12 protein-coding genes are annotated in these 12,894 nt (G+C 37.8%); 8 read left to right on the top strand and 4 right to left on the bottom strand.

Features of this window, described 5'->3' with window-relative positions; genetic code table 11:
• Positions 1-4 precede the first annotated feature (4 nt).
• The 3 genes from prmA to AC1Z3T_RS02170 form a co-directional block, all read right to left on the bottom strand.
• The gene (prmA, locus tag AC1Z3T_RS02160; RefSeq protein ID WP_004824454.1) at positions 5-907 is read right to left on the bottom strand and encodes a 50S ribosomal protein L11 methyltransferase; all 903 of its coding nucleotides are present in this window, start codon (positions 905-907) and stop codon (positions 5-7) included.
• A gap of 125 nt (positions 908-1,032) precedes the next feature.
• Positions 1,033-1,911, bottom strand: a complete 879-nt coding sequence (locus tag AC1Z3T_RS02165; protein WP_009584495.1) for a bile acid:sodium symporter family protein — start codon at positions 1,909-1,911, stop codon at positions 1,033-1,035.
• Between the two features lie 495 nt (positions 1,912-2,406).
• Positions 2,407-2,832, bottom strand: coding sequence for a hypothetical protein (locus tag AC1Z3T_RS02170; protein ID WP_100885447.1), 426 nt, complete (start codon positions 2,830-2,832; stop codon positions 2,407-2,409).
• Between the two features lie 255 nt (positions 2,833-3,087).
• Between AC1Z3T_RS02170 and mnmG the strand changes: the two genes are divergently transcribed.
• Together mnmG and AC1Z3T_RS02180 are read left to right on the top strand one after the other, a co-directional pair.
• Complete coding sequence (gene mnmG, locus AC1Z3T_RS02175; protein ID WP_004824451.1) at positions 3,088-4,968, top strand: tRNA uridine-5-carboxymethylaminomethyl(34) synthesis enzyme MnmG; 1,881 nt, start codon at positions 3,088-3,090, stop codon at positions 4,966-4,968.
• Between the two features lie 126 nt (positions 4,969-5,094).
• The gene (locus AC1Z3T_RS02180) at positions 5,095-6,039 is read left to right on the top strand and encodes an ADP-ribosylglycohydrolase family protein (RefSeq protein WP_100885446.1); all 945 of its coding nucleotides are present in this window, start codon (positions 5,095-5,097) and stop codon (positions 6,037-6,039) included.
• A gap of 502 nt (positions 6,040-6,541) precedes the next feature.
• Here the strand turns inward: AC1Z3T_RS02180 and AC1Z3T_RS02185 are convergent.
• On the bottom strand, positions 6,542-7,537 hold the full coding sequence (locus AC1Z3T_RS02185) for a helix-turn-helix transcriptional regulator (protein WP_004824446.1): 996 nt from the start codon (positions 7,535-7,537) through the stop codon (positions 6,542-6,544).
• A 303-nt stretch (positions 7,538-7,840) separates the two neighbouring features.
• Here AC1Z3T_RS02185 and AC1Z3T_RS02190 point away from each other — a divergent pair, with 303 nt between their 5' ends.
• The 6 genes from AC1Z3T_RS02190 (at position 7,841) to AC1Z3T_RS02215 (ending at position 12,707) form a co-directional block, all read left to right on the top strand.
• Entirely contained in the window at positions 7,841-9,442 is a 1,602-nt protein-coding gene (locus AC1Z3T_RS02190; protein WP_100885445.1) for a circularly permuted type 2 ATP-grasp protein, read from the top strand.
• Between the two features lie 36 nt (positions 9,443-9,478).
• On the top strand, positions 9,479-10,087 hold the full coding sequence (locus AC1Z3T_RS02195) for an alpha-E domain-containing protein (protein WP_004824443.1): 609 nt from the start codon (positions 9,479-9,481) through the stop codon (positions 10,085-10,087).
• Positions 10,084-10,863, top strand: a complete 780-nt coding sequence (locus AC1Z3T_RS02200; RefSeq protein WP_100885443.1) for a transglutaminase family protein — start codon at positions 10,084-10,086, stop codon at positions 10,861-10,863. The genes AC1Z3T_RS02195 and AC1Z3T_RS02200 overlap by 4 nt, the downstream gene beginning before the upstream one ends.
• 70 nt (positions 10,864-10,933) lie before the next feature.
• Complete coding sequence (locus AC1Z3T_RS02205; protein ID WP_004824440.1) at positions 10,934-11,668, top strand: proteasome-type protease; 735 nt, start codon at positions 10,934-10,936, stop codon at positions 11,666-11,668.
• Between the two features lie 167 nt (positions 11,669-11,835).
• On the top strand, positions 11,836-12,177 hold the full coding sequence (locus AC1Z3T_RS02210; protein WP_228153596.1) for a BLUF domain-containing protein: 342 nt from the start codon (positions 11,836-11,838) through the stop codon (positions 12,175-12,177).
• A gap of 89 nt (positions 12,178-12,266) precedes the next feature.
• Positions 12,267-12,707, top strand: coding sequence for a BLUF domain-containing protein (locus AC1Z3T_RS02215; RefSeq protein ID WP_100885442.1), 441 nt, complete (start codon positions 12,267-12,269; stop codon positions 12,705-12,707).
• Positions 12,708-12,894: the final 187 nt, after the last annotated feature.

A 12,894-nucleotide genomic window follows, 5' to 3' on the forward strand; every position in this document is an offset into this window, starting at 1 on the left:
TCGATTAAAATTTCTTACGCGAACCAGAAATTCTGCACCAGTTTTCTTCGCGTTTCTCTACCTCTACTATATCAAAAAATTCAGAATAAACACTAGAAACATCAGCAACTTGCTCTTCAATTACACCTGCAAGTGCGAACTCGCCCTCAGATTTAATTAAAGTTGAGAATTCTTCGGCAAGGGACATCAATGGACCAGCAAGAATATTTGCAACCAGTACATCTGCTTGTTGAGCCTTAAACGTTTCGTTAAATTCTTCTGGAAGCCCGACATAAAGATTTTCAAGTACACCATTCAACTCAGCATTTTGTTTTGTCGCTAAGACTGCTTGTGGGTCGATATCAGTTGCATAGACTTTTTTTGCGCCTAATAACAATGCTGCAACACCCAAAATGCCTGAGCCACAACCATAATCAATCACAATTTTGTCTTTAACATCAGTTTTACCCAGCCATTGCAAGCAAAGGAAGGTGGATGCATGGTTGCCTGTACCAAAGGCTAAGCCCGGATCAAGTTTGATATTGACAGCATCAGCTTCAGGAGGCTCTAACCACTCAGGTACGATCCAGTATTTTTCACCGATTTGAATAGGTTCATAGTAGTCCATCCAAGAGCGTTCCCAAACTTGGTCTTCTAGGAACTCACTTTTCATTGGGGCAGTCGGGAGTTGAGTGCGAATAAATGTCTCTAAAGCCGCTACATCGATTTCTTCATGGTCTTCTTGAGCGTAAATGCCTGTAACAATGACTTTATTCCATAAAGGTGTTTCACCTGGAAGAGGCTCAAGCAAGTCTTGATTTTCAGCATCATCGAGCGTCACACTTACTGCACCTAAAGAACTTAATAAAGTTTCAGTAAAATCAACTTGAGCTTGTTCAACTGTAATATGAATTTGTAACCACTTCACGGGAAAGACCTAAATCGTTTTCTTAAAGCCAATATTGTAACGGAAACTGTCAAGGTGCGCCTAGCTTCAGCCAAAATAAAAAAGTGGATGTATCAACATCCACTTCGGTTTTATGGGATCATCTTTCATGCACGTTCAATTACAGATTCTTGCGTGGCATGTCTTGAAATCAATGCACCAAATATCGCTGCAAAAATATACATAAATATCGAATAAACTGCAGCAGGCATTGCCACTGTTGAATTTGCCATGACCGTCAATGCGATGGTCATTGCCAAGGTACTGTTATGAATACCTATTTCAAAAGCGCAAGCACGTGCTTGCGCACTATTGATGCCTAATAATCTTGGGACAAAATAACCGATGAGCAAACTACAAATACAGAAAATTACTGTAGCTAAACCGACTTGAGTGAGATATTCCAGAATATGTGCGCGCTCTTTAGCAATTGCTCCGATAATGATGAGTATCAAGAAGACCACTGAGAAAATGCGCAATGGTTTATTTAATTTCTCCGTAAAATGAGGTGCATAATGTCGAATCAGCATACCGATACAGACAGGAATTAAAATAATTGCAAAAACCTGAAGAATTTTGCTGAACTGCATACTGATTTGCTGCCCATCATTCATAAAGTATTGAATGGAGAAGTTAACAATCAGGGGGAGGGTAAAAGCTGCGATCACAGAATTAATTGCAGTCAAGGTAATATTCAGTGCAATGTCACCTTTAAATAAATAGCTAAATAAATTTGCGGTACTTCCACCTGGTGATGCAGCGAGTAACATTAATCCAACTGCGAGTAAAGGTGGTAGGGCGAGTACTTTACAGATGACAAAGGCGATACCGACCAAAAGTACCAATTGACAAAATAATGCAATCAAAACCGCTTTGGGATGTTTTGATACCCGAGCGAAATCTTTCGGAGTGAGCTCTAAGCCCAAACCAATCATAATGATGGCGAGGGCGAGTGGAAGCATGATGGTGATTATTCCTGAATCCATAGTTTCATCCTTTTTGTTGTTTTAAATCATTTAAACAGGTGAATATTCCTTACTCAAAATTGAGTGTAATCGAAACAATCAAAATATAAAAATAAAAAACATGACTGATGAATAATTAAAAAAATACTCTTTTAGAAAGTGATGAATTTTATTAAAAAATTAATAAATACAATGTTTTATATTTAGAATAAGTGGAGTGGATTCAAGTGGTCATTCAAAGACTATCCCTAATTTTAAATCCCAAAAAAATAAATGAATCACCAAAACTTCTAACAATCTATATAAAGCATAAAGTTCATTGGATATACATGATTGAAATTAAATCACTTGTATGAATAATCAGGTGGTTTAACTATAGGATCTCTGAATATAAAAAAAGAGATCCCGTTAAACGGAATCTCTTTTCTATCAACATTCATCCATTTAGTTTCAATATTGTTGAATGTAGTTACTATTCACAATTGAAACAGGAAGAATTGTTGAGTGTAAGAAAAATTACTGAGCTTGGATAGGATCTTCGCTTGGTACAGCTTGGCTAGGTTGTTCAACCGCTGGCTGTTCCGCTTGAGAAGCGTCATTGGTTGCAGGTGCATCAGCACTTGCAGGAGCAGCTTGTTCTACAGCAGGACGATTTTCCATCGCAGGTTCTGGCGCTGCAGCAGCACCTGTTGTGTTACTGCCTGCTGGTGGTGCAGGGAAGCTAAATTGAAGCTTACCATTTTCATTGGTTTCACAAGTACCATTAAAAGTTACACCTTTATTGGCATAAGTGACCCAATCACCTTGCTTTTTCTTAGCACACACCTGAATTTGCTTTTTCACTTCAGCTTTACTGGTGTTTTCCTCAGCAGCATAAGCAAAACCAATTGCCATACAACTCAACAATGAAGCCGTCATCATCTTAGACAATGTATTTTTCATAATCGTATTCCTTGTATTCATGATGGAAAATTTAATTATCTGAGTGATTCTCATGGTATAGCGGTTTTTTGCTAAGTTAAATTTGATTTGTAGGGACTTACTGAAACGAAGTGTCAATTTATGTTGCCTATGTATCTAAATGTTTAATTGGAAATAAGTGTGATTTGTGAGATAAATTTTTGTAAAACCGCCTAAAACTGATCGTAAATTTTTGCTATAATTTCCTGTCATTCTTTTTATCTCTCATTTATCACTATGCATTATCCTAAAGTTTACGATGTCATTGTTATCGGTGGCGGTCACGCAGGTACGGAAGCAGCACTTGCTGCGGCGCGTATGGGTCGACAGACTCTGCTTTTGACTCATAACATTGAGACTTTAGGGCAGATGAGCTGTAACCCTGCTATTGGTGGGATTGGTAAATCTCATCTGGTTCGTGAAATCGATGCGTTGGGTGGTGCCATGGCACTTGCTGCCGATAAAGGTGGTATCCAATTCCGTATCCTGAATTCACGTAAAGGTGCGGCTGTACGAGCAACACGTGCTCAAGCTGACCGTATTCGCTATAAAGCTGCAATTCGTCATACTTTGGAAAATCAAGCCAACTTAGACATTTTCCAACAAGCCGCTGATGATCTTATCGTTGAAGGCGATACGGTGAAGGGTGTCGTCACTCAAATGGGTATTCGCTTCGATGCGAAAACAGTTGTGTTGACAACAGGTACTTTCTTAGGTGGAGTTATTCACGTTGGATTAAACAATTCTTCGGGTGGTCGTGCAGGTGATCCTCCTTCTATTTCTTTGGCTGCGCGTTTGCGTGAATTAAACTTACCAGTGGGGCGTTTAAAAACAGGTACACCACCACGTATCGATGCACGCTCAGTTGACTTTTCTGTGATGATCCCGCAACCGGGTGATTTTCCATCTCCAACCATGTCATTCATGGGAGATGTGTCTATGCATCCAGAACAGGTGAATTGCTATATTACGCATACCAACGAACGTACCCATGAAATCATTCGTGGTGGTTTGGATCGCTCACCGATGTATACAGGTGTGATTGAAGGGGTTGGTCCACGTTATTGTCCATCTATTGAAGACAAAATTCATAAATTTGCTGATAAAGACTCGCATCAGGTTTTCTTAGAGCCTGAAGGCTTGGACACCCATGAGCTTTATCCAAATGGTATTTCAACATCATTGCCATTTGATGTTCAGTTTGAGTTGGTACGTTCAATTCGCGGTATGGAAAATGCACATATCCTTCGTCCAGGCTATGCAATTGAGTATGATTATTTCAATCCGCAATCGTTGAAATTCTCGTTAGAAACAAAATCCATCAATAACTTGTATTTTGCTGGTCAGATCAATGGTACGACAGGCTATGAAGAAGCCGGTGCGCAAGGTTTATTGGCAGGTTTAAATGCTGCTCGTCGTGCTTGGGATCAAGAGCAATGGACACCTAAGCGTGATGAAGCATATATGGGTGTTTTGGTTGATGACTTGATTACTTTAGGGACTAAAGAACCGTACCGTATGTTTACTTCGCGTGCAGAATACCGTTTGATGCTTCGAGAAGACAATGCAGATCAGCGTTTAACAGCGATTGGTCGTGAAATGGGCTTGGTTGACGATGAGCGCTGGGCTGCATATTGTGAAAAAATGGAAGCAGTTGAAAAAGAAACAGGTCGTTTGCAACATCTATGGGCGGCACCAAATAACCCGATGGGTAAAAAATTCGTTGAAATGACTGGTGCAGATCTTTCCAAAGAGTGCTCTGCGATTGATTTGCTTAAACGTCCAAATATCAATTTCTCTCAAATTGCGGAATTGACAGGCTCTGAAGTATCTGCATTTGTGGGTGAGCAAATTGAAATTGCGGTGAAATATGCAGGCTATATCAACCGTCAGCAAGAAGATGTTGCTCAAATGAAGCGTTTGGAAGATACCAAAATTCCTGCTGATTTTGACTATGATGCTGTTTCAGGTCTTTCTCGTGAAATTACCATGAAACTTAAAAATGTATTGCCAGAAACGCTTGCACAAGCGAGTCGTATTCCAGGGGTAACACCTGCGGCTGTTCAATTGGTGATGATTACGATTCGTAAACATAACCAAATGAAAAAATCTGCCTAAGTTTGAATCCTTAAAAAAGCCCGCTTATTGCGGGCTTTTTTATAACCCAAAGAATGTATAGTTGCTTGTTGAAAATATATGGTCTTTGTGACAATATAAAATAAATTAAGTAGTTCTGAGAATAACATGAACAAGCAAGATCGAATTAAAGGTGCAATTTATGGGCTATTGATTGGAGATGCAGTCGGTGTGCCTTATGAGTTTAATCTGCCTGAACAGTTACCTGAATATAATCAAATTGATATGCTTCCACCTGCTTATTTTTCTAAGACTTATCCAGAAATTCCACTAGGGACATGGTCGGACGATGGTGCACAAGCGCTAAGTTTGCTCGATTCACTCCTGTATAAGCATAAAATGGATGCAGAAGATCTCATGAAGCGGTTGTGTAATTGGTATCAGTATGGATATATGGCAGTTGACTATCAAGTTTTCGATGTTGGTGTGCAAACTGCTGAATCGATAAGAAAGTATTTAATGGGTGTTCCTTTATCTCAGGTTGCTAAAAATGATGAACATGCCAATGGTAATGGTTCACTTATGCGTGTATTGCCTTTAGCGTTGTGGCATCAAGGTTCAGATCAACAGTTGATTGAGGATGCGTATACTCAGTCCCATATTACCCATGCACATCTAAGATCAAAGTTATGTTGTGCTTTGTATTGCTTATGGGCTAGATCAATTCTGAACGGATTGGATATTGAACCTGCGTGGTCGGATGCAGTTGCAAGACTACGCCAATGTTTACACGATCGACAAGAAGATTTGCAACAGCTTGAGTTATATATTCGTCCTGATGAATTCGTTCAGGGGACGGGGAGTGGTTATGTGGTTGATTGTTTAAATTCTGCAAGATATGCCCTCCAAAAAAAGTCATATCAAGATGTGATTAAAAGCTCGATTGCATTAGGCAGAGACACCGATACAACTGCATGTGTGGCTGGTGGTATAGCTGGATTGTATTTTGGTTATCATGCCATTCCTCAGCTATGGTTGGATCAATTAAGAGGCAAAGCGTTGGTGGAACCTTTATTGGAAAAACTCAGTATTTACATCGCATCTTCAAAATGAATATTTATATCAATTGAAAAGTCATTTGAATGATGAAGCTTTGATTTTATCAGTAGATTCATCAAGTAAGCATATCTCGATAAAGATTTTAATTGCGCATCTTATTGGTTTTTGTTTGCGATAAATTCTAAATAATTAGATTCAACCTAAGGTTATACAAATAACGCTTAAACAGAATTGGTGAAAAACAAAGCAGTTTTAATTATTTTTCAGTTTGAAAAATCGTGGTTATAGTCAATCTACATTCAAACGAGAGGTGGTTACTATGACGATGAAATCAATCCGTTACAACAATGCTGAACTTGCGTGCTGTCTGATGTGATGTTCAACTTACTCCAATGAAAACTCATGTCTTGTGGACATGTAAAAATGTGACATGAGTTTTAATCAGCGCAAAAATAATAAAATTTAAAAAAACAAAAACAATAAGATATCAGAGCCGAGAGGCTCTTTTTTATTGGGGCTTGTATGTAGAACTTGTATCTATGCTAGTTAATATTGATTATTCAATTTCATGAACTGCATTAAAAACTTCTACAGGTTCGATTCGAACAATCTTTTTACCGAAGCTTCTCAGCCACCATACCAATTGTGAGGTAAAGGGAACTACTGCACTCACTTGATACAGTTGTTCATTTAATTGTTCAACTTTTTGCTCTTTGCTGAGCTGACTTTCTGTAAAGTACTGCGCATCATCTTCGTGCATCACCAGTTTTAATTCAACATTCTTGGTCGGTTGAGAAAAATCAACTCTAAAACCAAGTGCACCTGAATCAATATACTCATCAATATCAAATTTAACAGGATGTAATGCTCGCAAGTCTAAGACTGTTGCTGATTTAAAACGATGTAAAGCAAAAGTTTGGACTTCGGTTTTATCATGTCTGGTACAAATCAAATAAATGATCGCACCTTTTTGCACCAAGCCTAAAGGATTGAGAATATAAGTTTTTTCTTCTCCTTGATGACCACGTGAACGGTAAATACATTCAATTTGCTTGTCTTGGAGTAATCCTTCATAGATTGCCTGTTGCGCCTGTCTCTCAACCAAAGGGGGAATTACAGGCTGACTTGCGGGAACAATGCGAACTCGATTAATCCATTGTCGAACATTATTCTGAGTTGACAAACTGCGACGAGCTAGATCAAACCAAGGATTCATTTCATCAATCAAACTTGGTGGTAACAGGTGCTTTAAATGTTCCTCAACCATCATAAATGTGACTGCCTGAGAGCTGGTCATATGAGGCAAGCTTTGAATTGGTGCATCTGAGCGCCAACGCCAACCTTGAGGCACAGTCTTGTTGCTTTCGATGGGAAAGCGTTGCGCAATTTGATTGAGATCACGTTGAATAGTACGCAAACTGATCTCAATTCCTTCACGTTCTAAGACTTCTTGTAACTCACGTGTGCCCATCCATTTACCCGTAGAAAGTCGAGACAAAATTTGCCATTGGCGATAGAGGCTGTTGGAGGTTTCTTTTTCTTGTGCAGACATGTCAAATATCGTTGAAATCGTGAAGGTTTAAGGGAAATAAATCTGCTACACAATAGAAAAATAAAAAACTTTCTGCAAGTTCTATCCTTAAATTAATTTGTTAGGCCTTGAAAACACACACTAAAAAATTTTGAAACAAGTTCGATCAAAACTCACATTGAGCTAAACAATAAACAATGAATTAATAAAAGCTGGTTAAAAGATTTCAAACCTGATGCTGAAAAACATTTTAAGACTCAATGATTGTTGGCATTGATATTGCTTGATTCATCTTGCCACCAGAGAACATAAGAAGAGGTTTGTATGCTAAAAGAAACGATGGATACAAATTCAAGTAATGAAAATTATGCAGAACGTTTTGCTGTGTCAATGATTGAAGAGCAGACTCAGTCGAATACAGGTGAATTAAAAGAGATAAAAAATATTCAGGCAGTTGTTCATTTAAATATTGAGATGCAGCAACCAGCAGTGCATTTACTTAAACAACTCGATTCTATTTTCTTTAATGAAATGACTGATGATCATGTTCTTTCACCTGAAACTGCGGAAAAAGTTGAGCATTGGTTATCTCAACATAGTATTTATGAGCTTGAAAAACTAAATGAAACAGCTAAAGCGCATTTTTTATATCAAGGAATTACCTTTGCTGTATATGGAGAGAAATCAGGGATTGATCGCACCATTCCTTTTGATTTGATTCCCCGAGTGATTGCCAAACAACAATGGAACAAAATCGAGGCAGGATGTACACAACGTATCAAAGCTTTAAATCTATTTCTTGCTGATATTTATCATGAGCAAAATATTTTAAGAGAAGGTTTTATTCCTGAGTTACCAGTGCTTTCACATGAAGCGTATCAGCCGATCATGATGAATCACAGTTTAAATGGAAATATTTATAGTCAAATCAGTGGTATCGACATTGTCCGTGATCGACACGGGGAGTTCTTTGTCTTAGAAGATAACTTACGTACTCCTTCTGGTGTGTCTTACATGATTGAAAGCCGTAAGATGAGTCAAAAATTGATGCCTGAATTATGCAATCAGCAAGTTGCAAGTATCGAGCAATATCCACAGCTTTTGCGTGAAATTCTCGCTGAAAATTCAAGAGTCACTACACCCACAATCGTGGTGCTGACGCCGGGTCGTTACAATAGTGCATATTATGAGCATTCATTTTTAGCAAGAGAGATGGGTGTACCCTTGGTGACATCTCGTGACCTTTTTGTTGAAAACGACAAGGTTTATGTGAAAACCATCCGAGGACGTCAACAGGTTGATGTAATTTATAGACGTTTAGATGATGGTTTTTTAGACCCTTTATGTTTTAGACCTGACAGTACTTTAGGTGTTGCAGGGCTGATGTCAGCTTATTTGAGTGGTAATGTGGTCATTGCAAATGCACCAGGTACAGGAGTTGCTGATGATAAGTCAATTTATCCTTATGTGGATCAAATGATTGCTTATTATCTGAATGAAAAGCCAATTTTATCAAATGTACCCACTTATCAATGTCGTGAGGCTGATGCATTGGATTATGTGTTGGCAAATCTCGATCAATTGGTCGTAAAAGAAGCTCAAGGTTCTGGTGGTTATGGGATGCTGATAGGTCCTAAAGCAACTGAACAAGAAATTGATTTATTTAGAATTAAATTAATGGCTTCACCTTCAGCATATATTGCGCAACCGACATTAGATTTATCAGTAGCGCCAACATTAACCTCACAAGGAATTGCTGAACGTCATATTGATTTACGACCATTCATTTTAACCTCACCTGAACGTATAGAAATCGTTCCTGGTGGTTTGACCCGAGTTGCAATGCAACAAGGTTCATTGGTGGTTAACTCATCACAAGGTGGTGGAATTAAGGATACATGGGTGATTGATGAATATTCAATTTAATCAGTCCTTAGCAATCCCAACCAAAGGAGAGAAAAGATGATTTTACTCAGTACAAATGCACAAAATATATTTTGGTTAGGGCGTTATTTGACTCGCATACAATATTTATGTAGCCAGTTCCCTTTTAAAACCAATGAATTGGCATTAGATTATGCAAATGCATTTTGCTTACCTGCATTCGATGCTAGCTCCTTGAATGAACTCATTTTGGACACTGAGCAGCCTGCTTCATTTCACCAACAGTTTTTATGTGCCAAAAATAATATTCATGACTTGCGTGGGGTTATTTCTGCGAAATCATTTGCTGAGTTGAATCAGCTTTTACACCAAGCCGAACAAAATGCCAGTTTTATCTGTGATGTCTGTGAGGAGTGTAATGATGTTCTTGAAGCAGAAGATGATGAGTTATTGTTCTTATTCTTTAGTCTTGGGCAAAAAATGGAACAGTTCGACCGTCAGTTACGGCTAAGCCAAGATAAATCGCTAACATTGACGCAATTAAATGCGGTGATTAGTAGTTTGAATCAACATGGGATGTGTAGCTTGCCAGAAGTGTGGGAGGAGCTAAAAAAACAGCCTAATCGAATGAATTATTATCATTTTAGTGATCATATTGATTCTTTATTTGAATTGGATCGCTTATGAAACTCATGATTAATCATCAAACCCATTATCAATATTCTGACTGGGCAAAAAACAGCATTCAATATATAAAAATGACCCCGCAATCGAATTTACATCAACAAGTGACGGGGTGGCAAATTAGTATTCCTGGAGAAAAACAATATAAAAAAGATGCTTTCAATAATATTTGGTTGACCAGCTCGCAAACAGAACCTTATCAACAAATGTTGATTATGGCGCAAGGGATTGTTGAAATTAATACAGACAATCAACTTGGTTTACAGGATGCACTTGTTCCAGCCGTATTTTTACAACCTACAACTGCAACACTGTGTAATGATGAAATGATTGCCTTTGCAAAATACTATTTACCGCAAAAAAGCTGGGCTAATTTTCAAAAATTAGCCGAAGCATTGCTACAGTACATGCCATATATCACCGCAAGCACAACGGTTACGCATACGGCTATAGCATCCTTTTCTGCACAACAAGGGGTTTGTCAGGACCATAGTCATGTATTGATTGCAATGGCAAAAGCTTTGGGTATTCCTGCACGCTATGTCTCAGGGTATTTGTATGTTAATAATCAGTCACATTTGGCAAGCCATGCTTGGACAGAAGTCTACTTAGAAGGGCGATGGCATATGATTGATGTCAGCAATCAGCTTTTTAGCCCACAATCACATGTCTATGTCGCTGTTGGTCGAGATTATTGGGATGTTGCTCCAGTTCGAGGTATACGTGAAAAAGGGGGTGCAGAAACAATGTATTCTATCGTTCAGGTACTTGCATGCTGATGCAGAATGATCAATAGTGTCATGTATTGCAAAATGATTAATTTCGAATTTTAGTTGTATAGGTAGCTCCATGACGTATTGCTGTGCTTTAAGACTCAAACAAGGTTTAGTATTTATTAGTGATACTCGAACCAACGCTGGAGTCGATCACATTTCGGTATATCGAAAGCTTTATACTTTCGGGATCGAAGGCGAACGTTTTATCTGTATACAAACTTCGGGTAATCTGGCGACGACTCAAGCAGTGATTGGGCATTTGGAAAATCATTTAGCTCTAAAACAGGAACCTAATCTATATAGCGTCAACACCATGTTTGAGGTTGCTGGCTTAATTGGGCAGACTTTACGAAAAGTGATTGCTGATGTGACTGAAGATACCCAAGAGCAAAGTAATTATTACTGCAGTTTGTTGGTGGGTGGACAAATCAGCGGTGAAGAAATGCAGCTTTATAATATCTATCCACAAGGGAACTTTATTTCTGCGACCAGTGATACGCCGTATTTCCAGATTGGAGAAAGTAAGTATGGTAAGCCGATTTTAGATCGGGCATTGAGTTATGATATGCCTTTGGATGAAGCTTTACGCTGTAGTTTGATTTCATTTGACTCCACACTACGTTCGAATGTTTCAGTCGGTATGCCATTAGATGCCATGATCTATGATAAAGACAGCTTAAAAATTCCTAAAGGAAAGCGTATTGTTGAAGATGATCCATATTTTCAGCATATCAGTAAGCAATGGTCGGAAACCTTAAAAAAAGGATTACAGGATTTGCCAAAACCTACTGTGGACTATTTTGAGTAAACTTCTCAATAGATGGGAACGTGCATTAATTAAAATTTAATCTCGATCCATTATTTTAATAAGTACTCTAATTTTTTAAATGTAAAGAACATGGAATTAGTTCAACTTTGTTATGTATCAAGCATAAATTTAAAAGATTTGCGTTTAATGGCTGAATTTAGGAATGCATGCATCGTGCAGCCACTTTTTTTACTGAGCAGCATATACATGGTGTTTCATTTTATGCAAATGAACACTTCTTACATTGTTTTGAGGGTGAAGCGGAATCAATAGATTTAATTTATCAACATATTTTAAATCATCAAGATCAGAATTATCGTTTTTGTTTCCTTAACAATATTGAAGAGTTTCACTTTGAAGCTTGGCAAATGAAGTATGTCGATCGTAATGGAGTGGTCAGCATCTTCTGTAAAAAATGTGGCTTAAATCATTTTAAACCCATGAGTTTAACTGATCAACAAATCGACGAACTTATGCAAATAGTGTCTGTTAGAACAGTATCAAAATAGAATTAAATATCTAAATAATAAAAAGTTAAGGCTTGTACATTAAATGATAATTGTTTATAACAATATAAAGATAAAAATAGAAGAATTACATGACTTTTCAATTATGCTGTGCAAGTAAAACAACATCACCTCATCATCAACTACTGAATGATCTAAGAGAAATTCTTGGTGAAGCGAGAGACTTTAATGTACTGCATCAAGTTCGAGGCGTACTTTATTTTGCCGATGAGCATTTTTTTCAATGCCTTGAAGGTGAACAGTCGGTAATTTTACGTCTGTTGGAGAAATTATATAAAGATCCTAGACATCATCAGATAAAGCTATTTAGAGCTTTACAGGTAGAAAGAGGGCATTTTTCTCAGTGGTCGATGAAGTATGTCAGGCGAAACAGTAAAATTCAGCAGTTTTTTGAGCACAAAGGTTTTCTGCGTTTTCAGCCATTAAATTTAGATAAGCAAGATATACCTAATTTACTCAAATTACTTTATGAGATCGAACAATTTGAAGATATTGTGGAAGATTTTGTTTAAAGCCATTTTTTAATGCTATTTAAAAAGTACTTTTGTGGGCTGTGCTTTGAGTAAGAGTTTTTTAAGATGATAAAATTAAACATTCAATCCTTGCTGTTGTTTTAACAGTTAAATAGACAATCGCCGATATCGAGTGAATCTTATCTGACTTTTTTGCCTATACTTCCGAGAGTATTTTTTCTAAAAA

Source organism: Acinetobacter sp. B-6 (assembly GCF_056930735.1).